Here is a 23,251-nt window from a genome sequence, read left to right as displayed (position 1 = left end):
CGGGAGAAAGGCAAAAAAGCGGTGTTTAACGGAAGTAGACCGAACGGTCGATCGGAGGGGGATCTGTCAGGCTGTGATAAAGCTGGGTGGCCGCGATCCCTAGCAATAGCCCTGCGCTCAGGCCAAAGGCAATTGCTACGTAACGCCACGGTTGCTGGGCCCTGTTGGTCACGATCTCTGCCTGAAGGCTGTAGGTGTCCATTTGTGTGCGGCTCAGCGTCGTCTGAAGAGAACGTATTCTGCCCTGCTGTGTTCTGATTTCGCCTTCAAGTTGCGCAATGGTCTGCCGCAGTTGCGCTTCACGGGCGCTTGTCCCGGTGCGCATGGGGTCTGTGGCGAGACTGGTGAATAGGTTTTTGAGGGCGCCCCCCGTCAGATTGTTACGCCGGGCGCGGGCTCGTAGAGCGTCCAGCGCGTTCTGTGCCGAGCCGGGAGACTCTTCCAGAACGAGCGCCAGAATATCGGATAGGACCTTGATTTCTTTCGGATCGAAAGTTTCGGGCATGTTTCAGCCGGGGAGGGCTGAAGGGGGTCGGGGTTCAGCTGCACGGCGCAGTCGATCCCGAATGGCCAGCCCAAGCCCATGACGAGGAATTGTCTGGGCAGCGATACGTGTCATTCCCCGTTTTGTACCTTCGGCATCCAGAAAGCGGAGCCCGGCAAAAAGCCTCGCTGCCGCTTCTTCCAGATCGCCCCTTTCGCTCAGGTTCCAGGTTAGCCCCGCATTCGGCAGTGCCGGTCCGAATGCCAGCAGGGCTTCGTTTGGCTGCACGTCGTAGGCATCGAGCCTGACGGGCAGGGATGGAGCGTAATGGGACGCCAGACGTCCGGGAGACGCGGGAAGAACTTCTGTAAAATCATCAGGATGGTGGATGGGGCCACACAAGTCTCTCAGATCTTCGAGCGTGACGCCGCCGGGACGTAGTAGCACGGGCGTATCGCGCGTGAGATCCAGAACGGTGCTTTCCACGCCGACCGAGCACGGGCCGGAATCCAGAATGGCGTCAATGCGACCATCAAGAGAGCGCAGGACGTGCGAGGCATCTGAAGGGCTGACGGTGCCGGAAATATTGGCCGACGGGGCGGCAATCGGGGCACCGACTTCGCGAAGCAGTGCCAGTGCGGTTTTGCCACGGGGGACGCGTAGAGCCAGCGTATCCAGTCCGGCGGCGGCTAGATCCGAAACCGTGGCATTCGGGGAGCGAGGCAGAACCATTGTCAGCGGGCCAGGCCAGAACTTTTCCGCCAGAGCGTAGGCGATGTCCTTGATGCGCCCCTGCAGGTCCGCCTGCGCAAAGGCGCTTTCCGCATCGGCCAGATGGCTGATGAGCGGATTGAAGCGCGGGCGCCCCTTGGCTGCAAAAATGCGGGCGACGGCCGTGTCGGATGAAGCAAGAGCGCCGAGGCCATAGACGGTCTCGGTTCCAAAGGCGACGAGTTTGCCCGCTTTCAGGAGTTCGGCGGCGCGGCGGATACCCGCAGGGTCAGCGGCCAGACGTTCCGTGTGAAGGGTTTCGCTCACGATGCGCCTCCCGTGCAGTAAAAGGATGAGTTCAGGCGCCCTGGCTTGCCGTAGCGAAGGGGCTGACCGTGTTCATCCAGCAGACTTCCCCCTGCTGCTTCCAGAATGGCCTGCGGAGCAGCGGTATCCCATTCCATCGTTGGGCCAAAGCGGGGGTAGAAATCCGCGGCTCCTTCCGCGACGCGCATGAACTTGACCGATGAGGCCAGTTTGTCGATGGACGCGACTTTTCGTCCGGCAAGCCAGCGTTCCAGCAGTTCCGTGTTGCCATGATGGCTGGACGCCAGAACGCGCAGCCCGTCTTCAGACGGAGTGGCTGTATGGATAGGTGTGCTGGTTGTGCCATCGGAGCGATGGGCGCCGAGGCCTTGGCCACCGCTATAGATCATGCCGTAGCCGGGGAGCGCGACGACGCCCAGAACGGGACGATCTCCACGAACAAGGCCGATATTGACGGTGAAGTCCCGTCCGCCGGATGAAAAGCCGCGTGTGCCGTCCAGTGGATCGACCAGCCAGTAGGCTTTTCCGGCTTCGACTTCGATACCAGAAGACATTTCCTCTTCACCGATCGCCGCAAGAGACGGGCAGGCGGCTCTTAGGCCGCGCAGGATGTGCTCCTCTGAGGCCCGATCGGCTTCCGTGACGACAGAAGCGTCTTTCTTGACTTCCGTGCGAAAGCCGCGGGCGCGGATCTCGTTGATGATGTCTGCGGCTTCCGATGCAAGGCGGAAGGCCAGTGACAGCAGGGCGCGGTCATCATCAGGGGAGACCGTTTGAAGAGGAGCTGAGGTCATGCCTGCAAGGCTACTTCATGAAAGGCGTTTCGTCATGTGCTGATACACATCGTCTAATGCAGGCAGCCGTCGGCGGACGGTGGAGGGCCAGCGTCTGCCGAAAGGGGCAGCCCCGTGGCGGCCTTCAAGGCTGTATCAGAACTGCAGAATGTTCCCGGAACAGGAATTTTTTTGACAAAGTGAAAGTAGGAAGGCGTCCAGCCGGGTGTTCCGTCGGATGTCGTCAGGTTGTAGACGTAGATGACTGTCGGGCCGGGGGATGGAACCGGGTGTTCTCCGGGATCACGGGTGGCTTCGAAGAGCAGAACTGACGGTTTTTTATCTAGTAACCCCCTGGCGAACTGCATGGTCGACAACGCATCTTCGCCGGTATGCGGCGCATCGCTTAGATGGTCCCGTAACGACGTGTCGGAACTTCCGGGTTTGGCCTCAACGCCAATGACGCTTGTTTTCCCTTCGACAGTGTTGGTCAGAAGATACAGGTGGTAGCCCCATGCATTTCCATTGTCGCGCCATGTCTGGAACACGGAAAATGGGCCGTCCGGTCCGTTGAAACTGTTCAGGCCGTCATGCAGCGGCAGGGGCGTCAGGTGCTCCAGTTCCGGGGAGGCAGCCTGTACGCTATTGGCCAAAGCCGGTGCGTAAACCATGAAAGCCCTTATCAGGAAAAGTGGGAGTGAACAGGCGGCGACGTAACGCATCCGGTTGATCATTGCTCTGGACCCTCTTGTGTGGAGGCACGCTGTTCCCGATAACGAAGGAACTGAAATGGTTCTGCCATGCAAAAGGTGTCATATGCTCGATATTTCTTTCGGTTCGTTCCCTGCGCTGAATGATGGTGCGTCACAGGCTGTTGCGCTCATCTGTCACGGCAAGGGAACGTCTGATGACGCGACGTTCAAGGCGATTGATGAGGCGACAGCTGGTGCACTGGGGCGGGCTGTTGCGTTCAAAGGATTCAAAGGTGACGCTGGCCAGACACTTGTTCTGACAGCCCCTTCTGCCTCCCTGTCTCAGGTTGTGCTTGTTGGATGTGCGGCCAAGGATGGCTCGGCTGTGACGTCTGTTGCCGTTGAAAATGCTGGCGGTACGGCAGCCAAGGCTCTGGATGGTGTGGAAAATGCCGTTCTGGCTCTGACGGCAGATGTCGCCGGATTTGCCGCAGAAGCTGCTTCGGGGGCACGTCTCGCCCGATATGATTTCGATCTTTATCGCACGAAGAAGTCTTCTGACCGTGCGTCCCTGAAAGCCTTGACGGTGGCAACGTCCGATGTGGCTGCTGCGGAAAGCCGCTGGGTGGCTCTGGATGCCGTGTCCCGTGGCGTGTTCCTGACGCGTGATCTGATCAGCGAGCCAGCCAATATCCTGTCTCCCGAGACCTTCACCGCGCGCATCGAAGCCCTGCGGGAGATTGGCCTTGAGGTTGAAGTGCTTGATCAGGCAGCCATGCAGGAGCTCGGCTTTGGTGCGCTGCTCGGTGTGGCGCAGGGCAGCGCCAATGCGCCCCGCACGGTCATTGTTCGCCATAACGGCGGTGGGGACGAAGCGCCGCTGGCATTCATCGGCAAGGGCGTGACGTTCGATAGCGGTGGCATCTCCATCAAGCCAGCCGCTGGCATGGACGAAATGAAGACCGATATGGGTGGTGCGGCGACCGTCATCGGCCTGATGAGCGCGCTGGCCCGTCGTAAGTCGCCGGTCAATGTCATTGGTGTTGTCGGGCTGGTCGAGAACATGGTGTCCGGCCGGGCGCAGCGTCCGGGCGATATTGTGACGAGCTACAGCGGCCAGACTATCGAAGTTCTGAACACTGATGCCGAGGGCCGTCTGGTTCTGGCAGACGTGCTGGCCTACACGAAGGATCGTTTCAAGCCGAAGCTGATGGTGGATCTGGCTACGTTGACCGGTGCGATCGTGGTGAGCCTTGGCACGGAGAATGCAGGCCTCTTCAGCAATGACGACACACTGGCGTCTGGTCTGTTCGAGGCCGGAAAGCAGGTTGGTGAAGGTCTGTGGCGGATGCCGATGGGCGAGGCCTACAACCGTCAGATCGACTCTGACATTGCCGATATGAAAAACATCGGTGGCCGTCCGGGCAGTGCCATTCTGGCCGCTGAATTCCTGAAGCGTTTTGTGGGTGATGCCAAATGGGCACATCTGGATATCGCGGGCACAACCTGGAAGACGACGGCATCCCCGACGGCTCCGAAGGGGGCCACGGGTTTTGGTGTGCGTCTCCTGAACCAGTTCGTGCAGTCTCATGAGGCTCGTGTCTGAGAACGGGGGCCTGAGAGTGGATGTCGGATTTTACCATCTGACGCGGACGCCTCTTGAAGAGGCGTTGCCTGCGCTTCTGGGCAAGACGTTGGATGTGGGAGAGCGGGCGCTTGTCCGCTGCCCTGATGCCACGTCTGTCACAGCGCTGGATACGGCGCTGTGGGCTTCGCGTGATCCGGTCTGGCTTCCGCATGGAACAGCAAAGATGGGGCACGCGGCGCGACAGCCGATCTGGCTGACTGAGGGGAATGACGTGCCGAATGGTGCGAAATTTCTGTTCCGTGTTGATGGAGCGGGAGACGACGATTTTTCCCCCTTCACAAGAATTTTTGATCTGTTTGACGGTCGTGATCCAGCGAGTGTCCAGCGGGCGCGTCAGCGTTGGGTCGCTTTGAAGGCTGTGGGTCATACGCTCGTGTACTGGCAGCAGCAGGAGCGGGGCTGGAAGAAATCCGGCTGACCTTTTGGCGGAACATCTCCTGCGCTCATGTCGTTGTGTGACTGAGTTCTTCCCGGGAGACGCCTTATGAAAACCGTTACGCTCCGCAACGGCACCACCGTTCCAGCCCTTGGAATGGGGACATGGAATGTCGGAGACAGTGCAGATCGTCGCTCTTCGGAAATCGAAAGTCTGCGCAAAGGGCTGGAAGCCGGTCTGCGCGTGATTGATACCGCGGAAATGTATGGCAATGGCCGGTCTGAAAAGCTGGTCGGCGAGGCCATCGCGGATGTGCGTGATGACGTCTATCTCGTCAGCAAGGTTCTGCCGTCCAATGCATCATATGACGGCGTGCGCCGGGCCTGTCGCCGCTCACTGGAGCGGCTGGAGACGGATTGGCTGGACATGTATCTGCTGCACTGGCGGGGTGGTACGCCGCTGGAAGAGACCATCAGGGCGTTTGAAGACCTTCAGGCTGACGGACTGATCCGGGGCTGGGGTGTTTCGAATTTCGATGTTGATGACATGGAAGAAATCGAAAACCTTTCAGGTTCCTGCCAGATCAACCAGATCCTCTACAGTCTGGAACATCGTGGCACAGAGTTCGATCTGCTGGATCATGATCTGAAGGCAGGCGTGGTCACGATGGCGTATTCGCCATTGGGTCAGGGTGGGGAACTGCTTCAGCATCCCGCCCTCAAGGAAGTTGCCGGTCGGCACGAGACCTCCGCGGGCCCCGCCGATCCGGCTCAGATTGCGCTGGCCTGGGTGATGCGGCGAGAGAATGTCATGGCTATTCCGAAGGCTGGATCTTCGAAGCATCTGCTGTCGAATGTTGCCAGTCTGGAGATTGTATTGACGGAAGATGATCTGAAAGTTCTGGATCGTGCTTTTCCTCCGCCGCAACGCAAGGTATCTCTCGCCATGATCTGACGGGCATGATCTGATACGGCCCGTTTCCACTGCCGAAGCGGACCGTACCCTGTTCAATTTTTCGACCCTGTTTCATACCGATCCGGTCTCTCTGTGCCTCGCAGTATTGACTGTTCCTGCCGTTCTGAAAGCGGATCGGGACAGTGCGGCCGGGCGGGGCCGGATTGCTCTTCCGGCGGCACTTGTTGCGATCCTCGCGACGTCAGGTCCAGCCATTGCCGTGGCTCTTGGCGTCTGGATGACGCAGGAACGCAGGGCCTGTCCCCTCTGGTGGGCGTTGCCAGCGCTGCTGTGTTCCGTTCTGCTTCCTGACAGTACCGTGGCCCTTCTGGCACTTTTTCCGTTGCTTTACTGGCCTGCGCTCAGTTCACGCGATGGGGCGCTGTTTCCGGCTCTCTCTGCCATTCTTGCCGTTTCGGTTCTCTGGCACGCTGGGGCCATCAACCCGATTGTCTGTATGGCAGGCCTCGGCGCGATGACGCTTCTTGTTTTGGGGCGTTGTGCGTTGTGGGGGGAAAAGCCCGGGGACCTTGGGCTGCTCCGGCCAGCCATTCTCGCTACGCTCATGATTGCAGCGCAGGATGAAGGATTGACGACGGGCGCCCGGATTGCTCTGGAAGCCCTGCTGCTGGATCTCACTCTTCTGGTTCTGTACGTCCCAGCACTTCGTCTTCTTCCAGTGCTGGCCATTCTCAGGCTGCCTTTTCCGCCGTTGCCGGGATTTATCGTGCTGTGGCTTGGAATTCATGCCGCGCTTGGGTTGGCTGCCGGTGTGCAGGGCTGGAGCGTGATCGGGGTGTTTGTTGCACTTCTGATCGGCCTGATTTCGCTTGTGGATGTTCTGATTGTTGGGCGCAGACCGGACGCTGGTGTGTTGCCTGTTGGGCCTGCCGGAGCGGTCGGTATCATTGCTCTGGCAACCATGCTGCTGCCTCTGATCGTATTTGGTGTCTTCAGCCCGGTTCTTCATCATGTGGGGGGCGAATGGGTCTGGCCCTTCTGGTCTCTGGGAGGCGGAGACGGCGCGCATCTCAGGTTGCCAGCCATTGTCCTTCTTCTCGGCGCAATCTGGCTGTGGCTGGTCAAATCATGGCGGGTGGAGCGTGGGTTGGAAAAAGCCTTTGCAGGCCTGTTTTCCGGTCGACTTCAGACTGCACAGGGCGAAACCGGCCTGTTTGAAGAGCCCGCTGCTCTGCCGTGGGTGATCCGCCGTCTGATCGTTGGCGGGCGGGGGCGTGCTCGCGCCATGATGGCTCTGAAAGTCGGAAAAATGCCGGAGACACGACGGATGGCTGTTGGCCTGTGGCTTGTGCTGCTGGCTCTGGTGCTTGCCGTTCTGGGGCTGACATCATGATGATGGTTGTCCTCCTTGCTGTCGCCCAGACACTTTTTCAGTGTGTTCTGCTGCTACTTTTGACGCCGCTGACCGCTTGGATGCTGGAAGAGCTGCCGCGCTGGGTTAACGGTGAAGCTGTGTCCGGGCCTGTGCGTCATGTGCGGCGTGCAGGACTTTTTTGGCGCGCTGCGTTCCGCCAGCCTTTGGCGCCTGGGATGGCTCTTGTTCTGGCTGTTTCCCTGTTGAGCCTTGCTGTTCTGCCTGCTGTCACAACGGGAGGCGCCCTGATTTCTCTGGCAAACCCGCTGCTTGTAGGCATTTTTCTGCTCGTTGGCAGGCTGATGCTGGGACGCCCATCCTTGCGGGATGAAGGACGCCGTGTTCTTCCCGCGGTTCTAGTGCTGTGTCTGACGGAAGCCCTGATTGCTCTGGCCGCTCCAGGGGCGGATGGTCTGGGTGGGCTTTGTGCAATGTTGCACATCGAGCCGGTACCGGGGCTGGAAGGTGCTTTAGGGGCCTGTGTTCTGGCTTTGGCCATTTCATGTCCACCGCTTCGTGAAGACGACATGCTTCAGCGTCTGGATGGTATGAAAGACCGGGCGGCCCGCGATATGGCGCGGCAGGTCGCGCAGGTTCTGAATTTTGCCTGGATCTTCCTGCTGGCTGATCTGGCTCTGCCCATATCCGTCGGATTGCGTGACGCAGGTCTCTCGGGATGGTTCGTGGGGCTGGCAGCCCTTCTGGCGCGGGTCCTACTTGTGGTGATGGTGCTTGTGACATTGAGGCTGACAGCGCAGGAGCGCAGCGAACGACTGACGGCGCTGTTTGCGGGTGTGGCGCTTCTTCTGGCACTGGCCGGGAGGTTCGCGACATGATTGTCGGGTTTGGCGTTCTGCTCCTTCTGGCGCTGGCTGGCCTAGGCCGGGATGGACGCGGATTACCACTGTACGGGTTGGTCTGTGCGTTTGCAGGGGCGACGGTCTGTGGCGGTCTGCTTGCGCTGCTGACGTCCGTTACGTTGGTCGGGCTGAATATTGGTGCGTGGATCTGGCTGCGACGTTTTGCGCCTCACGCGCCAGATCGGGGCGCTGTATTGCCTGTGGTGGGGGCTCTTTTGCTGTTGCTGGCACTTGGTCTGTCCGGTGCCAGTCTGGGACTTGCGCCCGTTCTCGGAGCCGGTGTTGTTCTGATCGGGCTTTGTGGCGCGGCGTTCGGGCCGTCTCTTGTGCAGTTTACGGGCCTTCTGGTGGCGGCTGACGGTCTGATCGTTATGGCCTGCATCCTGCAATCCTGGCCGTTGTTTGTAGCGGCTGTTGCGCTCTGGGGCGTTCTGGGCGCGCTGGGCGTGACGTTGCTGCCGCGTCTGGCCTGGCGCCGCGTGGAGGAAAACTGATGCATCCGCTTGCTCCGGTCGGGACATTGTTTGCCGTCACGGTCTGGCCGCTTCTGGCAGCCTTCCTGCTCATGCTCACGCCTGCCAATCGTCAGCCAGCCAGCAGCCTGACATTTGCCATTGCCGGGGCGATCATGACGCCGATTGCGGTCTGGCTGATGCCGGGTGCCGATGCACTTGCGGCGGCGTGTTCCTGTGCCGTGGCCGTTATGCCGCTCCTGCTTCCGCCAGCGAAAGACAGGACGGGGCGCATCCTGCCCTTTCTGGTGACGGGTTGTGCTTTGATGGCACTGAATGTTCATTCCGCGTTCGCCGTCACGGTGCTGTGCGGGGCTGGGACTGTTCTGCTGGCGTGGCGGGAAGGTCGCGGCGCGCAGAAGGCCGCGATCGTCTGGGACATGGCGCGGTCCCGTCTGGGAGGCGTAATTTTGGGAGTATTGGGGGCGTCGCTGCTCTCCATGGAACAGTCTCCGCTTGGGCCTGTCTTATTGACAGTTGGTCTTTGCATGATGGCCGGTCTGGGGCCATCGCCCGTTCCGGAGCCTGAGGCTGCTCTATTGGATACGGGTCTGCGCTTTGCGGCGATCCTTCTGATGTTGCGGCTTGATCATCATGCGCTTGTGCATCTGCTGGTGCTGGTTGCGGGGTTCGGGACGCTCATCATGAAGATGGCCGTGCAATCGAAAGGGCGAGGGCAGTTCCTGCCGGTTCTGGCGGCTCTTGGGGCGATTGCCGCAGCGGTTGGGGAAGGCAGTGCGATTGTGCTTTTGCTCATCACGTCGCTCGGTCTGGCTGTGCTGGAACGGGAAGGCGAGGCTGGCCGCTACCGGACAGTCGCTGATGGGATGGCGCCGTGGCCGGTCTTCTGCGCGCTTTTGGCAATAGGCCGGTCTCTTGAACCGTTTCTTCTTGCTCTGATGATTGTGTGCCTGTTGCCGGGATTGAAAAACGTTCGTCTTGCCGGGTTGATGCCGTCTGGTCTGGCTTTGAAGTCCGGAATGGTGCCGATGGTTGAGGCTGCCCTTCTCGCGGTTGGGTTGTGCGGGCCTTTGCTGTTGGCCTGGCATCCAACGCCGGGGTGGCACCCATGAGCGGAATGGGACGGATCATCAGGAGTGGGGAGCGGGTCGCGCTATCTCATTATTTTCTGGATGCAGAACAGTGGGAAGCCATGCTGGCGGTCCCGGGAACGACATTGTCGCTCTTGTCCTGCTGGGCGGATGAACACCGCGTCTATGTTCTTCTGCTTGAAGGTGATTGCCCGTTGATGGCCAGCACGGCGGTCGAAGATCGTCGTTACCTTGCGCCGTCCTCCCGTTTCCCCGCTGCGGAATGGGGTGAGCGGGTGGCCTACGATCTCTGGGGTATTGAGGCGATGAGCGCGTCCGGGGATGGGCAGCCTGCATTGGACGAGGGGGTGTGGGAAGCCACATGGCCCCTCTCTTCACGTCCAGGGCCGGGTGGGCAGGCGGCGCGTCCTGTTCCGGGTCGTAATGTTCTGCCCGCTGAAAAATCGGGTCTGACAGGCCCACTGGAACTGTCTTTTGATGTGGTCCGGGGGAAAGTGCAGGATGTGTCCGTCAATGCGGGATTGGCGCATCGCGGCGTACTGCATCGGATGATCGGTCTGACACCTGAGGAAGCCCTGCCACTGGTGTCCCGGATGACGGCCGGGGGATTTGTGGCGCATCCGGTCGCGTTCTGTCGTGCTGTGGCTCAGGCACGCGGTTTGCAGCCTGGCCCGGGTGTTCGGGACTGCTGGATGATCCTGCTGGAAATCGAGCGGATGTCTGTTCACCTGTTTGATATGGCGCGCACGGCCAGAGCCGTGGATGCGGGGCTGTTGGCTACACATTGCGAACATGCGCGTGAGGCGATTGCTTCCGCCTGTGCAGAGCAGGGCGTGTCCCGTCGACTGACGGATCTGGTGCGGTGTGATGGTTTCCGCACAAGTTTGGAAATCGTTCCGTTGGCGCAGGCCGTTATGGGCGTGATGCAGCCACGCATGGCCCAACTCAGGGAATTGCAATCCGTTTTTGCCCCGCGTCTGAAGGGGCTCGGCGCTCTGGCTCCGGCGCAGGCGCGGGAATTTGCGGTTGGCGGCCTGGTTGGCAGAGCCTCGGGGCGCAGTCTGGATGTGCGTCGTCGGGAAGCCGGAATGCGACTGGATGCCCTGCGCTCGACAGGATCAAGCGACGGTGACGGAGCGGCGAGGGATGCATTGCGTCTGACGGAGATCCGTGACTCCCTGGCGCTGATCCAGCGTATTCTCGGAAGTATCGGAATGGATGATGACGAACCCGCGCCGGAGGCCACGCAGGAAGGTATCGGTGTTGCGGAGGGTGCGCGCGGGGACATCTGGTACTGGATACGCCTTAAAAACGGAAAAATTGATGCCGTTCAGGCGCGCGATCCTTCGGTATCGTTGTTGTCAGTTTTGCCGGTTGTCCTGAAGGGAGAAACGCCGGAGCGACTGCCTGCTGCTTTGCGGTCTCTGGCCCTGTCTCCATCGGGAGTGGCGATGTGAGCGTGTTTCAGAAGACCGGGCCGCTGAGTGTGCTCCATGCGTTCATTGATGCCTCCCGCTGGAGGGCATCTCTGGAAAAAGACGCCCCCGCACGCACTGACATGATCAGCCTGTATGTGCTGGAGACCGGTGGTTGTGAAGGTTGCGCCATGGAAGTGGAGAGCCTGTGCGGCTCTGCATTTGCGCTCGAGCGGTATGGTTTCACGCGTGTGACAGATCCAGCAGATGCAGACTGGCTTCTGGTGACAGGAGCCATGAGTCGCGCCTGTGTGCAGATGCTTGATCGCGTCTGGCAAGCTATGCCGCCGGGTAAAAGCCTGGTGGCTGTCGGGGCTTGTGCTGTCGATGGTGGTCTGTTCGGGGCTGGATACGCCACTCTTGGAGGTCTCAAGGCCCTGACGCAGGTTCGCAAGACCATTCCCGGTTGTCCGCCGTCTCCGCAGGATATTCTTCTAGGCTTGCAGCGGCTGGCGGGAGGCTGAAAGCTTCCGGTTCCCGAGGTCGGTCGTGTCACTAAAAACAGAAACATTGATTTTTTGTGATGGGACGGCTTGCTCGCAGAGGCTTTCCCGTTCAAGCAGACGAGCGCATACAGTGCGTTAATCCGTTTCTGGCTACCCGTTTCGGGAGCCGTCAAAACAGTACAGGGCATGAGATGGCTGACTATCGCCTTGGTATCGATCTCGGTGGAACGAAGATCGAGATCGCAGTTCTCAATCGCCAGGGCGATCTTGTCCTGCGTGAGCGAATTCCTAATCCGGGTGTTTATCCGGAAGCTATTCTTGCGATCCGTGATCTCGTAACGAGCGTGGACCATCGTCTGGGGGCTGTACCAAGCCACCGCGTGTCTGCCGGTCAGAGCACGTCTACTCTTGGAATTGGTATTCCGGGGTCCATTTCCCCGGAAACGGGTCTGATCAAGAATGCCAATGCCACGTGGCTGAACGACCAGCCTTTCGGCATGGATCTGGAATCCGCTCTGGCCCGCCCGGTTCGCACTGAGAATGATGCGAACTGCTTTGCGCTTTCAGAAGCTGCGGACGGCGCTGCGAAGGGTGCTCAGACAGTGTTCGGTATCATTGTCGGGACTGGCATGGGCGCGGGCATTGTGAATAACGGCCGCGTCATTGAAGGTCGCCATCATATTGCGGGTGAGTGGGGTCATCTACCGCTTCCCTGGCCTCTGCCGGAAGATGGCGAGCCTCGTCCGTGCTTCTGTGGCAACAAGGGCTGCATGGAGCGTTATCTCTCCGGTCCGGCTTTGGCGGCAGACTGGAAGGGCGCTGGAAACCGCAATACGGCTGGCATTGAAGATGCCGCTGCGAACGGGGATCAGGCCGCGATTGATGCGCTTAATCGCTACATGGAGCGTTTCGCACGTGCCTGTTCGCTTGCGATCAACTTCCTCGATCCGGACGTTATTGTTCTGGGCGGCGGGATTTCGAACCTTGCGTCGCTCTATGACCGCGTTCCACCCCTGTTGAGCAAGCACGTTATTACGCCTGTTTGCACGACGCCGATCGTCAAGAACCTGCATGGTGACAGTTCGGGCGTTCGTGGCGCCGCGTGGCTGTGGGATGTGACGGAATAAGAGTACCTGTCAGGCCGAAGATTTTCTTCGGCCTTGTTCAGGTTTAAAAAAAGCCGCTGGGGATACCGGCGGCTTTTTCTGTTTCAGGCGGTTTCTTCTTCAACCGTCTCTGACATGTCTTCAGCTGCTTTTCTTAACCGGTGATAGGACCGGCGAGAGAACGGCAGAATGGCAACATAGAACAGGCCGGCCGCGGCAAGAGCGCCCCACGGATCAGCAACGAGAACGGCGGCATAGAGGCCGGTTCCCAGCATTAGCGGAAGTACATAGCGGGCTGGAACCTTGAAGTTCTTGAAGGACCAGACTGGCAATGTAGAAACCAGAAGAAGTGCCGTCAGGATAAGGCAGATGGCGGAAACAATCGGCTCACGGGCGAGGGCAGCAAGACCATCGGCGTGCATACGGTCTGCTTCCAGTCCCAGGAAAACCGGGAAGAGAACAATACCGGCACCCGCAGGCGCAGGAACACCCGTGAAGAAGTTCGCGGAGTAATCCGGCTTGTCATCATCATCGAGGCTCGCATTGAAACGTGCCAGACGCAGTGCCATGCAGACCGTGAACATGATGCATGGCACGAAAGCATAACGCCCGGCATCTTCAAGGCACCACATCAGCAGCACGAAGGACGGTGCAACACCAAAGCACACGAAGTCTGACAGGCTGTCGAACTCTGCGCCGAAGCGTGTGGTCCCGCGAAGGAGACGGGCAATCCGTCCATCCAGCCCGTCGATACAGGCTGCGATGAGAAGAGCGACCGCCGCGTGAGCGAACTGGTGTTCCAGGGCAAAGCGCATCCCGCTTAGCCCGGCGCAAAGGCCAAGCATCGTCAGGATATTGGGGATCAGCCGGTTGAAAGACGGTCCCCGCACACGGGTGCGGGGAGTACGTCCCATACGGCGCAGTCTGCGGCGAATGCGACGGCGTCGGGCTGGACGGTTGAGTTCAGCCGTCTCGGGAATGGTCATGGGCGCGGTCTGGCTCAGAGCTTCGCCAGGACGGTTTCGCCCCCGATCATGGTCTGACCTTCGACAACGATCGGCTCGATACCCGGCGGCAGATATACGTCGGTGCGGGAGCCAAAGCGGATCAGGCCGAAACGCTCACCTGCTTCCAGATGGTCGCCTTCTTCCACGAAGCACAGAATGCGACGGGCAATCAGGCCTGCGATCTGCACGACGCCGATATTGCGTCCGTCAGGAAGCGTCAGGCGGATTTCGTTGCGCTCGTTATGTTCGGACGCCTTGTCGAGGCTGGCGTTCAGGAACTTGCCTGCATGATAGGCAATCTTCGTAACCTGACCGGCGGCTGGCATCCGGTTGATGTGGACATCCAGCACGGACAGGAATGTCGAGACGCGCCATACTGGCGTGGTGCCCATTTCCAGAGCGGGCGGCGGAGAGACGAGTGAAACGCCTGTCACTCGGCCATCGGCAGAAGCCAGAACCAGGTTTGCACCCGGCGGCGGTGTGCGCTTCGGGTCACGGAAAAAATACAGGCAGAACGCGGAGAACGCTATGCCTGCCTTGCCGAGAAGGCGCGTGAAGCGCCACGGCGTCGCCCGACCGATGAGCCCGACAAGGGCGCCGGCGGCGAGGAAGGGAGTCGCAGCGCGATGCGGCGGCGACAGGACGAGCTTGAAGGACTGGATCAACGACATGGGACGCACTCTTACGGCACAGAAAGCTTGGGTCAAGAATTCGCCACAAAGAAGGCGTTTTTCAGGCAGGTTCCGCAAGCTGTCTGGGAACGGCTGCGCGGGCCTTTTCTTCCATAAGTGGTAGCCCAGCATAGACATTCTTGCGCGCGACGACGATGTGCACGCCCGCACAGGGATAATGCGTTATTTTTCCAACCCGCTCGGGAAGCGTGCCCGACATTCTGGACAGAAGGGCAGGTGGAGCCATGAGAGCGCCCGTGTGCTGCTCGATGCAGAACAGTCCCTGTTCCAGCAGGCGGGTGAGTTGAGCCGTGCTGAAAGGGGTGCCGTGACCGAAGGGTGTTGCGTCCGTATGGGCCCAGTAGCCGGAGCGGTTCGGGACAACGAGGATCAGTTGCCCGTCATCGGTCATGACTTTCCAGATGGCGCGCAGAAAATCGGGAGCCGAGCGGGTAAATTCGAGCCCATGGATGGCCAGGACTGTGTCCATCGACAGGTCATCGAAAGGCAGGCGTCCACTATCAACCAGGCAATCCTGAAGTGTTCGGGGAAAAGCGCGCTGGGTCTGTGGATGCTGGAGGCGCCCCGAAACCGCATAGCCCGCATTGGCGGGAAGATAGGGGCCGGGATAGCCTATGCCGAGCAGGCGACGCGCTCGAAGGTCTGGAAGTATGGCATGCAGCCTCCGGTTCAGGAGCGATGCGGTACGCACGCCTGTCCGGCTTTCGTAGAAGGCCGCGGCATCTTCGGAACGGGAGCGTGTCAGGCGCGTCAGCATGGTATGCATCTAATCAGTAAGCGAAGTTCAGGGGAACCGTCATGTCACTCGATATTCAAGCTATCCCGGTTCTGTCAGACAATTATGTCTGGCTTCTGACGGCAGGTGATGGGACGCGCGCTGTCGTGGACCCGGGCGAGGCTGGGCCGGTGATCGACCTTCTGGGTGAAGGTAGGCTGGATCTGATCCTTCTGACCCATCATCATGCGGATCATACAGGCGGTGTCGATGCTTTGCGGGAGCACTACGGGGCGAAGGTCTTCGGCCCATCCCAGAAGCCAGAATGGCTGCCTCGACTGGATCGTGGCCTTGAAGATGGAGACACGTTTTTCATCGGCGACGTGGCCGTAGAGGTTCTGCTGACGCCGGGCCACGCTGTGGGGCATCTGTCCTATGTTGCCCCGGAAGTGCCAGCGCTTTTTTGCGGGGATGTTCTGTTCAGCGCTGGATGTGGGCGTCTGCTTGAAGGAACGGCGGAAGAGCTGTTCCGGAGTCTGCATCGTTATGATGCTCTTCCAGATGACACGCTGGTCTGCGCGGGACACGAATACACCCGCTCCAACATTGCCTTCGCGTTGCATGTTGATCCGGACAACCCAGCGCTCAAGGCACGGGCTGCCGAAGTGGAAACGCTTCTGGAAGCAGGACGCCCAACTTTGCCGGTCTCTCTTGGCACCGAGCGGGCAACAAACCCGTTTCTAAGAGCGCCAGATGTCGCTCGCTTTGCAGAATTGCGCCGTCAGAAAGATACGTTCTGAAGGCAACAAAAAACCCCCGCCCTTGTGAGGCGGGGTTTTTCTTTCGGGTTAGGTCAGTGATGACCGCCGAAAATGATTTTCTTGAGGAGTTCGGCTCCCACGCCAACGACGAGAACACCGCTGGCCCAGAAAAGAACGAACCACCCGACCCGTTTCATCCAGGCGACAGGGCCTGTTTTCTGATCGGGTTTTCCGTACTCGATTCTCATGGTCCGAACTCCCGGAAAATCAGTGGTAGTGATGCTCTGCCGTCACCTTTCCGCGGAACACGTAATAGGAATAGATCGTGTATCCAAGGATGACCGGCAGCAGGAACATGGCACCGAACAGGACGAAAGCCTGGCTGCTCGGCGGAGAAGAGGCCTGCCAGATGGTGATTGTCGGCGGGACGATATACGGCCAGACATTGATCCCCAGTCCGGAGAAGCACAGGAAGAACAGGCCGAGCGTCGCGATGAACGGCAGCAGGTGCGACTTGCGGTTACGCAGGCCCAAGAACAGCGCACCGGCGACAGCAACGACTGCTACTGGAACGGGCAGCACGAGAGCAAGCTGCGGCCACTCAAGCCAATGCTGCATGTAGGTCGTGTGCAGCTGCGGCGTCCATGCGGAGACAGCCACGATCGTCAGCAGCATCAGGCCGGCAAGCGCATAGGAGACGCGACGCATCGTGTCCTGCAGCTCGCCTTCACAACGCCAGATCAGCCATGTGGAGCCCAGAAGCGCATAGCCAATGGTCACTGCCACACCACAGAACAGGGCAAACGGCGTGACCCAGTCCAGCGACGTTCCGACGAACACGTTGTTCTGGACGGGGATGCCCTGAACAAGCGTGCCAAGGATAACGCCCTGCATGAAGGCTGCGACAATGGAACCGCCGCAGAAGGACGCATCCCAGAAGAACTGGGACCCGGGGGACTTCATCTTGAAGCGGAACTCGAAAGAGACACCACGAAGGATGAGGGCCAGCAGCATGAACAGGATTGGCAGGTACAGCGCAGGCAGGATGGTGCCATACGCGACCGGAAAGACGCCATAGAGGGCGGCGCCACCAAAGATCATCCAGGTTTCATTGCCGTCCCAGACAGGAGCGACCGTATTAACCATGACGTTGCGGTGATCGTGATCCCGTTCCTTGAGGAACAGGACACCGATGCCGAGGTCAAAGCCGTCAAGGATGACGTAAAGGAAGATGGCTGAGGCCGCGAGAACGGCCCAGACCACGGGAAGCCAGAAAGCGGCGGATTCGGTCATGATCGCTTACTCCGCCAGACCAGCATTGTGGGGATGGTGGGACACCTGCGTGGTACCAGCAGACATCTGTGGTTCGTGCTCGGACGGACCTTCTTCACCCGGATGTGGTTCCTGGGCAAAGCTGCGCAGCAGGATCGTGATGCCACCCGCGAAAACAACAAAGTACACGATCACAAAGGCGACCATGGACGTAGCCATGCTCGGCAGGGCGATCTGGGACACACTGTCAGACGTCTTGAGCAGACCATAGACCGTGTAGGGCTGACGGCCCACCTCGGTCGTGATCCAGCCGCAGAGCAGCGCCACGAAGCCAGCCGGAGACATCCAGAGCGCAACGCGATGCAGCATCGCATTGTCGTACAGGCTGCCCTTCCACCGCAGGAAGAGGGACCACAGACCAACCAGGACCATGAGCGAGCCAAGCGCGATCATGATGCGGAAGGAGAAGAACAGCAGCGGCGAGTACGGGCGCAGGTCCTTCGGGTAGTCCTTGAGGCCCGGCACCTTGCCATCAAGGCTGTGTGTCAGAATCAGGGAGCCGAGGAGCGGAATCTGGACCTTGTAGTGCGTCGTCTCGTTTTCCATATCCGGGATACCGAACAGGATTTCCGGTGCACGACCTTCAGAGTCCCAGTCGCCTTCCATCGCGGCGATCTTGGCAGGCTGGTATTCCAGCGTGTTCAGACCCTGCGTGTCACCCGCCAGAAACTGGACCGGAGCAACGATGGCAGCCATCCACATGGCCATGGAGAACATCAGGCGGACCTGTTCGGAGGCCTGACGGCCTTCACGACGCGCCTTCAGGAGATGCCAGCCAGCGACGCCAGCCACGATGAATGCGACGGACAGGAATGCTGCCAGTCCCATATGCACAAGGCGGAACGGGAAGGACGGGTTGAAGATGATCTGCCACCAGTTACCCGGCAGAAAGCGGCCCGTGGCTTCATCGATGATGTACCCCTGCGGCGTCTGCATCCAGGAGTTGGAGGCAAGAATCCACGTCATGGAGATCAGCGTGCCGATCGAGACCATGCAGGTGGCGCCAAAGTGCAGGCCTTTGCCTACACGGTTGAGGCCAAACATCATGACGCCAAGGAAGCCGGCTTCAAGGAAGAAGGCTGTCATCACTTCGTAGGCCAGCATCGGGCCAAGGATGGGGCCAGCCTTCTGCGAGAACTGGGACCAGTTGGTACCAAACTCGTAGGACATGACCAGACCGGAAACCACACCCATCGCGAAGACGACGGAGAAGATTTTCAGCCAGTATTTGAAGAGGTCCAGGTAAGCGCTGCGTCCGGTCTTGAGCCAGAGGCCTTCAAGAACGGCAAGATAGGCAGCGAGCCCGATCGAGAACGCGGGAAACACGATGTGAAACCCGACTGTGAACGCGAACTGGAATCGCGCGAGAAATAAAGCCGACAGGCCGAACATTGCGATGGTGCCTTCTGCTTGGACGACGGACCGCAGAACCAGCCCGGAAGGACCCGTCAGCTACGCTCGCGCCTTAAGAAGTCAGGAAAAGAGCGAAGATCATGCGCACCGCACCGCACACATGACCCGGACCTGAACCATCAAAGCCGCAGCATGACGAAAGTTTTCATCGACGCCACGATTTTGACAAAGATCAAGACATTCCCCGCGTCTACTCTCGCTAATGTGATACGTCAATTTTTTGTGTGGAAATATTTTGTAGGAGTGTTTCCAGAGACAACGGAAAGTGTCCGTTGAGTATCGGCAAATCAACCACCAGGGGTTGGGCTTGTTTGAGTATGGATGAGGGTTGCTCGCGAAGCATGTGCTGCAGAATGGCTTGCAGATCGGGGGAAAGTGCCGTCCGGGCGGATGCAGTGTTCAGAAGCTGTTCTGCTGCATTATGCCAGTTGAGCAGGTTCAGGGTGAGGTGGCCGGTAACCGCTGGCAGATCCAGAGATCCTGAAAAAGACAGGCGACTGGCATCCGGTTTGCTGCCGATTGAAAATGTCGCTGTCTGAAGGAGAAGCCGGTCATATCCTCCCAGGGAAAAGAAGGAACTGGCGTCTTTTTGGGCTGAGGGCGTCAGGGCCGCTACGAGATGGGCATTTCGGAAAGAAAGTTTGAGCGAGGTAAGGGCGGGCGAGTTGAGTGTTTGAGCGGACAGTTCAAGCCCCAGCCGTGTTGAATCGGGAAGGGCATTAGGAATTGTCAGAAGACGCCCGGAAACTCCGGTTAGCGCAATGGACTGATCCAGAAACCCTGTCGTGAGTGCGATCTGGGTCGATGGGCTTGCAAATGTGGTTTCATGATCCGCGGAAAAGCGCAGATGCAGGTCCTGAGACAGAATCGTGAGTTGAAGAGTCGGGGCGATAAAGCGGGCCGCGTGTCGTCCGGAGAGAAGTACGGGGAAGCCTGCTTGGATTAGATCGGGCCATAGTCCACCCACCCGAAGTCTTGTCCCGCTCCATCCTGCGTCAAAAGGTGCCCGGATGGATCGCTCATGACTCAGGTGGGGAGATGTCATGGTAACCCAGGCGCCGAATGGCCAGCCGCCGCGCGTGCTCTGCTCGACAGTCATGGTCCACCCTGCGGTCTCTAGAGCCGCTCGACGGGCTTCTATTTCTGCCTCGATCGTATCGGTTGTGCGCCACCAGAACAGGGTGTCTGCACACAGGAGGGCAATGACGATACCGGCCATCACAAGTCCCGACTTAAGGTAACGGGTAGTATTGGGAGAAAGGTTCACTGAGCCTGTCTTTAGTGAGGGCGGACGTAAATCTGGTTTCCGGCAGTTCTATTTTATCCCCAAAAGAGCCTGAAGGGGAAAAGCGTTATCGAAACGGAGGGCGGTCCATCAGTGTGACAGAAAAAAGGCACCAAAAAATCGGTTAGAAATACCGGAAAACCGCAGAAAAAAGGGATTCTTAAATAGCCTGTGGAAACTGTAGGGTTTCTGTGTCATTCCTGCCTCGTAAAGGTATGAAATATCATCACCTCTCAAGGTAAGCTGAAGCGTTTCTCACTCCACAGAGTTATCCACAGGATCTCGCGGTAATGCGTGAGTTGCGCACAGTTCGTCCCACGCTTCTTCCAACGCTGCCGTGAAGGCGCCGCGGCCTTGTGTTGCAGGGAGTGGCCTACCGATGACGACCTTTAAAATTCCGGGTCTTTTGTGCCAGGGAGAGCGGTCCCAGAAGAGGCCGGAATTGGTTGCGACCGGGACGACCGGCACATTCGCCTGTCGGGCCAGCGCGATGATGCCGGGCTGAATGGAGTGGCGCTCTCCGGGGAGAGTTCTCGTCCCTTCAGGGAAGATGACAATCTGACGGTTCGCCGCATGTGCATCTGCGCTGTCCTTCATCATGGTGCGGAGGGCTTTGGAGCCCTCGCTGCGCCTGACCGGGATCATGCCCGCAAGAATGAGCATGGGGCCGACCAGGGGAATCTTCGTGAGTTCCTGTTTGATGATGTAGGTCGGCAGAGGCACCAGATTCATCCAGACAAACCCGTCGAAAAAGGACTGGTGCTGCGATGCTATGAGGCTCGGGCCTGCTGGCAGATTGTCCCGCCCGCTGATTTCGATGCGCACGGAACAGAGGCGTGAGAAGCCGAACAGAACGGCTCGGGACCAGAGCTTGGCGTAGCTCAGGGCCAGATCCTTCCGCTTGAGCGCACGGATCGGCAGGGCGCCAAGACCCATGATCAGGGTAAGAATCAGAAAATACAGATTGAACAGCAGGCCACGGAATATGCTCATGATGCTGTGTGCTCACCAGAAAATGGCAGGTTAGACAAGAGGCGTCAGTGCGCCGTCAGGCCGGTATTTCCGTCTGGAAGGCCTGTAAGGTTGCCAAGTTCGGCTCCAAGGAGTTTGAGATATTCGCGAACCAGCAGATGAAGCGTCTGGCGCGTTAAAGGTGCTTCCAGTGCCGGCGGCAGGACGGGATAAGGAACGAGGTCGAGTTCAGGCGCAGTGCGATGCAGTTCTACGATTGCGCGTCGGATGTGATAACCAGCCGTTACAACCAGCAGGCTGTGAAGCTTGTGATGGCGCGCCCATGTAGTGATCTCGTAAGCATTTCCGATAGTGCTGACAGCCCGACGCCCCAGTGTAATTCGGTCCGTCATGTCTTCTGGCAGGGACTGTTTTTGCAGCTTCATCAGTTGATCGAGGGTCACATGCGGGCCGACCCCGGAAATAAGGAGAAGCTGCCCGTATCCCCCGCTGAGAAGGGTTATGGACGTTTCGATCCGTGACTGGCCCCCTGTCAGGGTCACAATCCCGTCGCAGACTGTCGCGACATGTGGGGGCTGTCGGGAATCATGGATGAACCATGCCAGACCGAGCGTCCATAAAAGAACGGCCAGTAACAGGATGGAAAAAGTGGCTCTCACGGCAGGCGTCTCAACCACACGAGAACCACACCCTGGGCCGTGAGCCACCCAAGGCAGGCAGCGATGAAGGGGAGGGCTCCAAGTTCCTTCAGGAGCGAGGGTGGCAGGATGCCCAGAGTCGTCCACCATCCATCAAGTGTTGTGGGAAAGGCTGCGGGGAGCGCTGACTGATGCGCGAAAGGGGAAAGCGTCGTTGCGAGGGAGGTTGTCAGCGGAGTGAGGAGGATCAGGCCTGCGACGCCTCCCAGAAAGCTCAGGAGTGCGGCGCGCCCTGCGATGTGGCTGGAGATTGTGAGGTCTGCCGCGCCGAGGGAGTGCACGATGTCCACGGCGCGCTTCTGGGCTGCCACAGAGCGGCGAACGGTAATGCCGATAGAGAGAGTGGCGATGGCTGCGATCAGGATCACGGCCAGCCATGCGCAGCCCGTGAGGCTGGTCCCAAGGCGTTCAAGCCGTTGCCCCCATTGGAGGTCCTCCTGAACAATGGCTTCGGGAAGTGCATCGTGAACGGTCGCGCTGAGGTCGATTCCTCTGGTGTGAGCCACGATCAGAACTTCGGGTAGAGACAGGCCGGGCAAGCCTCTGTGAGATCCCACGGGCTGACCGAGCCAGGGGGCCAGAAGATCCTGAACCTTGTCTGTTGAGAGTTTCTGAATGTTTGTTACGCCGTCCAATGCCTTCAGGGCGTGAACGAGAGCTTCAGTTCGGTCAGAGGCGTTTGGGATGTCCGTCGGGATTTCGATCGTTGCGGCACTACGCGCGGCTTGTGACCAGCCTTCGGCCAGAGACTGGATACCACTCAGACCCGCGAGGGCCAGGCCTGCCAGGAGGGTCATGAGGGCAACGAGAAGCGGTAGGCTGCCGGAGCGCAGGCCGGGTGAGACGCGGCGGCTCATGGCGCAATAGCCTGCGGGTCGAGGGTGCCGTCACGGAGCATGATTGACTGAGCAGGCGCTTCCCGCACCAGAGATTCATTATGGGTGGCGACGATCACGGTTGTGCCGAGATCTATCAGTTCCTGAAATGTGGAGAGCAGCCTTCTGGCCTGAGACTCTTCGAGGGCGTTGGTGGGTTCATCTGCCAGAAGAATGTCAGGGCGCCCGATCAGGGCCCGGGCGATGGCAACGCGTTGTTGTTCGCCACCTGACAGGATGGTGGGGCGGGAATGGGCGTGAGCAGCAACGTCCAGCCATTCCAGAACGGAGAAAACTTCTTGCCGAATATCGCGCTCAGATCGGCCCCGTAACCGCAACGGAAGGGCGACATTGTCAAAGACAGTCCATTCACCAATCAGGCGATAATCCTGCGGCACAAATCCGATGCGTCTTCTCAGGTTCCGCAATGCGCCCCGGCTTGCTCCTGTTACGGATGTTCCAAGAATGTCCATCTGGCCAGACGCAGGACGCGCCCCAAGGGTCAGAAGTCGGAGCAGGCTCGATTTGCCTGCGCCCGACGGTCCCAGCAGCCAGCGGAACTCTCCCTGTGGAATGCTCAGGGTCATGCTGTGCAGAACGGGTTGCCCAACGCCAGCGGGTTTAAGGGACACATCTCGCAGCCGGATCATGAATGGGCGATCAAAGGTGTTGCAGGCACATTAACCATTTATTAACGGTAACCCCTTCAT

General features: G+C 59.3%; 26 protein-coding genes. 11 read left to right on the top strand and 15 right to left on the bottom strand.

What is annotated here, in order from left to right; translation table 11 throughout:
• Nucleotides 1-25 precede the first annotated feature (25 nt).
• From GFR01_RS13140 to GFR01_RS13125, 4 genes are read right to left on the bottom strand one after another with little or no spacing between them, the layout of a single operon-like run.
• The gene (locus GFR01_RS13140) at nt 26-505 is read right to left on the bottom strand and encodes a hypothetical protein (RefSeq protein ID WP_063905349.1); all 480 of its coding nucleotides are present in this window, start codon (nt 503-505) and stop codon (nt 26-28) included.
• A 3-nt stretch (nt 506-508) separates the two neighbouring features.
• A complete protein-coding gene (locus GFR01_RS13135) occupies nt 509-1,522 on the bottom strand; it encodes an L-threonylcarbamoyladenylate synthase (protein ID WP_099182837.1) in 1,014 nt (337 codons plus the stop codon).
• Entirely contained in the window at nt 1,519-2,316 is a 798-nt protein-coding gene (locus GFR01_RS13130) for a 3'(2'),5'-bisphosphate nucleotidase CysQ family protein (protein WP_099182836.1), read from the bottom strand. The genes GFR01_RS13135 and GFR01_RS13130 overlap by 4 nt, the downstream gene beginning before the upstream one ends.
• Nucleotides 2,317-2,369: 53 nt before the next feature.
• Complete coding sequence (locus GFR01_RS13125) at nt 2,370-3,029, bottom strand: hypothetical protein (RefSeq protein ID WP_099182835.1); 660 nt, start codon at nt 3,027-3,029, stop codon at nt 2,370-2,372.
• Nucleotides 3,030-3,111: 82 nt separating this feature from the next.
• Between GFR01_RS13125 and GFR01_RS13120 the strand changes: the two genes are divergently transcribed.
• The 10 genes from GFR01_RS13120 to GFR01_RS13075 all read left to right on the top strand — a co-directional run bounded on the left by GFR01_RS13120 (nt 3,112) and on the right by GFR01_RS13075 (nt 12,812).
• Nucleotides 3,112-4,593 (top strand): leucyl aminopeptidase, encoded by a 1,482-nt coding sequence (locus tag GFR01_RS13120; RefSeq protein WP_099182834.1) that lies wholly within the window; start codon nt 3,112-3,114, stop codon nt 4,591-4,593.
• Nucleotides 4,577-5,053, top strand: a complete 477-nt coding sequence (locus tag GFR01_RS13115) for a DNA polymerase III subunit chi (protein ID WP_167384269.1) — start codon at nt 4,577-4,579, stop codon at nt 5,051-5,053. The genes GFR01_RS13120 and GFR01_RS13115 overlap by 17 nt, the downstream gene beginning before the upstream one ends.
• A gap of 66 nt (nt 5,054-5,119) precedes the next feature.
• On the top strand, nt 5,120-5,965 hold the full coding sequence (locus GFR01_RS13110; protein ID WP_099182833.1) for an aldo/keto reductase: 846 nt from the start codon (nt 5,120-5,122) through the stop codon (nt 5,963-5,965).
• A gap of 106 nt (nt 5,966-6,071) precedes the next feature.
• Nucleotides 6,072-7,319 carry a hypothetical protein gene (locus GFR01_RS13105; RefSeq protein ID WP_099182832.1) on the top strand — a complete coding sequence of 416 codons (1,248 nt, stop codon included), beginning with the start codon at nt 6,072-6,074 and terminating at the stop codon, nt 7,317-7,319.
• On the top strand, nt 7,316-8,176 hold the full coding sequence (locus tag GFR01_RS13100) for a hypothetical protein (RefSeq protein ID WP_099182831.1): 861 nt from the start codon (nt 7,316-7,318) through the stop codon (nt 8,174-8,176). The genes GFR01_RS13105 and GFR01_RS13100 overlap by 4 nt, the downstream gene beginning before the upstream one ends.
• A complete protein-coding gene (locus tag GFR01_RS13095; protein WP_099182830.1) occupies nt 8,173-8,694 on the top strand; it encodes a hypothetical protein in 522 nt (173 codons plus the stop codon). Before GFR01_RS13100 ends, GFR01_RS13095 begins: the two co-directional genes overlap by 4 nt.
• Nucleotides 8,694-9,785 (top strand): hypothetical protein, encoded by a 1,092-nt coding sequence (locus GFR01_RS13090; RefSeq protein ID WP_099182829.1) that lies wholly within the window; start codon nt 8,694-8,696, stop codon nt 9,783-9,785. The genes GFR01_RS13095 and GFR01_RS13090 overlap by 1 nt, the downstream gene beginning before the upstream one ends.
• Nucleotides 9,782-11,221 carry an NADH-quinone oxidoreductase subunit D-related protein gene (locus tag GFR01_RS13085; RefSeq protein ID WP_174694716.1) on the top strand — a complete coding sequence of 480 codons (1,440 nt, stop codon included), beginning with the start codon at nt 9,782-9,784 and terminating at the stop codon, nt 11,219-11,221. Before GFR01_RS13090 ends, GFR01_RS13085 begins: the two co-directional genes overlap by 4 nt.
• On the top strand, nt 11,218-11,703 hold the full coding sequence (locus GFR01_RS13080) for an NADH-quinone oxidoreductase subunit B family protein (RefSeq protein ID WP_174694715.1): 486 nt from the start codon (nt 11,218-11,220) through the stop codon (nt 11,701-11,703). The genes GFR01_RS13085 and GFR01_RS13080 overlap by 4 nt, the downstream gene beginning before the upstream one ends.
• A gap of 173 nt (nt 11,704-11,876) precedes the next feature.
• A complete protein-coding gene (locus GFR01_RS13075) occupies nt 11,877-12,812 on the top strand; it encodes an ROK family protein (protein WP_063905433.1) in 936 nt (311 codons plus the stop codon).
• An 83-nt stretch (nt 12,813-12,895) separates the two neighbouring features.
• On the opposite strand, the gene GFR01_RS13070 is transcribed toward GFR01_RS13075, so the two are convergent.
• From GFR01_RS13070 to GFR01_RS13060, 3 genes are all read right to left on the bottom strand, one after another.
• The gene (locus tag GFR01_RS13070) at nt 12,896-13,777 is read right to left on the bottom strand and encodes a CDP-alcohol phosphatidyltransferase family protein (RefSeq protein ID WP_007282822.1); all 882 of its coding nucleotides are present in this window, start codon (nt 13,775-13,777) and stop codon (nt 12,896-12,898) included.
• 14 nt (nt 13,778-13,791) lie between these two features.
• Nucleotides 13,792-14,469, bottom strand: a complete 678-nt coding sequence (locus GFR01_RS13065) for a phosphatidylserine decarboxylase (protein ID WP_099182827.1) — start codon at nt 14,467-14,469, stop codon at nt 13,792-13,794.
• Between the two features lie 61 nt (nt 14,470-14,530).
• Entirely contained in the window at nt 14,531-15,247 is a 717-nt protein-coding gene (locus GFR01_RS13060; protein ID WP_244902295.1) for a class I SAM-dependent methyltransferase, read from the bottom strand.
• A 41-nt stretch (nt 15,248-15,288) separates the two neighbouring features.
• Between GFR01_RS13060 and gloB the strand changes: the two genes are divergently transcribed.
• On the top strand, nt 15,289-16,005 hold the full coding sequence (gene gloB, locus GFR01_RS13055) for a hydroxyacylglutathione hydrolase (RefSeq protein WP_099182825.1): 717 nt from the start codon (nt 15,289-15,291) through the stop codon (nt 16,003-16,005).
• 53 nt (nt 16,006-16,058) lie between these two features.
• Here gloB and GFR01_RS13050 read toward each other — a convergent pair whose 3' ends face one another.
• The 8 genes from GFR01_RS13050 to GFR01_RS13015 form a co-directional block, all read right to left on the bottom strand.
• Complete coding sequence (locus GFR01_RS13050; protein ID WP_007282826.1) at nt 16,059-16,214, bottom strand: hypothetical protein; 156 nt, start codon at nt 16,212-16,214, stop codon at nt 16,059-16,061.
• A gap of 19 nt (nt 16,215-16,233) precedes the next feature.
• Nucleotides 16,234-17,259, bottom strand: a complete 1,026-nt coding sequence (gene cydB / locus GFR01_RS13045) for a cytochrome d ubiquinol oxidase subunit II (RefSeq protein WP_063905364.1) — start codon at nt 17,257-17,259, stop codon at nt 16,234-16,236.
• A gap of 6 nt (nt 17,260-17,265) precedes the next feature.
• Nucleotides 17,266-18,690 carry a cytochrome ubiquinol oxidase subunit I gene (locus tag GFR01_RS13040; RefSeq protein WP_099182824.1) on the bottom strand — a complete coding sequence of 475 codons (1,425 nt, stop codon included), beginning with the start codon at nt 18,688-18,690 and terminating at the stop codon, nt 17,266-17,268.
• Nucleotides 18,691-18,910: 220 nt separating this feature from the next.
• A complete protein-coding gene (locus tag GFR01_RS13035; RefSeq protein ID WP_099182823.1) occupies nt 18,911-19,930 on the bottom strand; it encodes a DUF2125 domain-containing protein in 1,020 nt (339 codons plus the stop codon).
• 321 nt (nt 19,931-20,251) lie between these two features.
• On the bottom strand, nt 20,252-20,989 hold the full coding sequence (locus GFR01_RS13030) for a lysophospholipid acyltransferase family protein (protein WP_099182822.1): 738 nt from the start codon (nt 20,987-20,989) through the stop codon (nt 20,252-20,254).
• Between the two features lie 44 nt (nt 20,990-21,033).
• Nucleotides 21,034-21,627 (bottom strand): YdcF family protein, encoded by a 594-nt coding sequence (locus tag GFR01_RS13025; RefSeq protein ID WP_063905434.1) that lies wholly within the window; start codon nt 21,625-21,627, stop codon nt 21,034-21,036.
• Complete coding sequence (locus GFR01_RS13020; protein WP_099182821.1) at nt 21,624-22,523, bottom strand: cell division protein FtsX; 900 nt, start codon at nt 22,521-22,523, stop codon at nt 21,624-21,626. Before GFR01_RS13020 ends, GFR01_RS13025 begins: the two co-directional genes overlap by 4 nt.
• Complete coding sequence (locus GFR01_RS13015; RefSeq protein WP_099182820.1) at nt 22,520-23,191, bottom strand: cell division ATP-binding protein FtsE; 672 nt, start codon at nt 23,189-23,191, stop codon at nt 22,520-22,522. The genes GFR01_RS13020 and GFR01_RS13015 overlap by 4 nt, the downstream gene beginning before the upstream one ends.
• Nucleotides 23,192-23,251: the final 60 nt, after the last annotated feature.

Source organism: Gluconobacter frateurii, assembly GCF_002723955.1.
Lineage (GTDB): Bacteria > Pseudomonadota > Alphaproteobacteria > Acetobacterales > Acetobacteraceae > Gluconobacter > Gluconobacter frateurii.
The sequence above is the reverse complement of the archived record's forward strand: the minus strand, read 5'-3'. Positions and strand labels throughout refer to the sequence as shown.

Coding starts and splice junctions, on each gene's coding strand:
- GFR01_RS13020 (WP_099182821.1), bottom strand. CDS start 22,523: ATGAGCCGCCGCGTCTCACCCGGCCTGCGCTCCGGCAGCCTACCGCTT.
- GFR01_RS13070 (WP_007282822.1), bottom strand. CDS start 13,777: ATGACCATTCCCGAGACGGCTGAACTCAACCGTCCAGCCCGACGCCGT.
- GFR01_RS13015 (WP_099182820.1), bottom strand. CDS start 23,191: ATGATCCGGCTGCGAGATGTGTCCCTTAAACCCGCTGGCGTTGGGCAA.
- gloB (WP_099182825.1), top strand. CDS start 15,289: ATGTCACTCGATATTCAAGCTATCCCGGTTCTGTCAGACAATTATGTC.
- GFR01_RS13090 (WP_099182829.1), top strand. CDS start 8,694: ATGCATCCGCTTGCTCCGGTCGGGACATTGTTTGCCGTCACGGTCTGG.
- GFR01_RS13130 (WP_099182836.1), bottom strand. CDS start 2,316: ATGACCTCAGCTCCTCTTCAAACGGTCTCCCCTGATGATGACCGCGCC.
- cydB (WP_063905364.1), bottom strand. CDS start 17,259: ATGACCGAATCCGCCGCTTTCTGGCTTCCCGTGGTCTGGGCCGTTCTC.
- GFR01_RS13110 (WP_099182833.1), top strand. CDS start 5,120: ATGAAAACCGTTACGCTCCGCAACGGCACCACCGTTCCAGCCCTTGGA.
- GFR01_RS13085 (WP_174694716.1), top strand. CDS start 9,782: ATGAGCGGAATGGGACGGATCATCAGGAGTGGGGAGCGGGTCGCGCTA.
- GFR01_RS13140 (WP_063905349.1), bottom strand. CDS start 505: ATGCCCGAAACTTTCGATCCGAAAGAAATCAAGGTCCTATCCGATATT.
- GFR01_RS13040 (WP_099182824.1), bottom strand. CDS start 18,690: ATGTTCGGCCTGTCGGCTTTATTTCTCGCGCGATTCCAGTTCGCGTTC.
- GFR01_RS13065 (WP_099182827.1), bottom strand. CDS start 14,469: ATGTCGTTGATCCAGTCCTTCAAGCTCGTCCTGTCGCCGCCGCATCGC.
- GFR01_RS13125 (WP_099182835.1), bottom strand. CDS start 3,029: ATGATCAACCGGATGCGTTACGTCGCCGCCTGTTCACTCCCACTTTTC.
- GFR01_RS13075 (WP_063905433.1), top strand. CDS start 11,877: ATGGCTGACTATCGCCTTGGTATCGATCTCGGTGGAACGAAGATCGAG.
- GFR01_RS13060 (WP_244902295.1), bottom strand. CDS start 15,247: ATGCTGACGCGCCTGACACGCTCCCGTTCCGAAGATGCCGCGGCCTTC.
- GFR01_RS13100 (WP_099182831.1), top strand. CDS start 7,316: ATGATGATGGTTGTCCTCCTTGCTGTCGCCCAGACACTTTTTCAGTGT.
- GFR01_RS13120 (WP_099182834.1), top strand. CDS start 3,112: ATGCTCGATATTTCTTTCGGTTCGTTCCCTGCGCTGAATGATGGTGCG.
- GFR01_RS13095 (WP_099182830.1), top strand. CDS start 8,173: ATGATTGTCGGGTTTGGCGTTCTGCTCCTTCTGGCGCTGGCTGGCCTA.
- GFR01_RS13030 (WP_099182822.1), bottom strand. CDS start 20,989: ATGAGCATATTCCGTGGCCTGCTGTTCAATCTGTATTTTCTGATTCTT.
- GFR01_RS13115 (WP_167384269.1), top strand. CDS start 4,577: ATGAGGCTCGTGTCTGAGAACGGGGGCCTGAGAGTGGATGTCGGATTT.
- GFR01_RS13050 (WP_007282826.1), bottom strand. CDS start 16,214: ATGAGAATCGAGTACGGAAAACCCGATCAGAAAACAGGCCCTGTCGCC.
- GFR01_RS13035 (WP_099182823.1), bottom strand. CDS start 19,930: ATGGCCGGTATCGTCATTGCCCTCCTGTGTGCAGACACCCTGTTCTGG.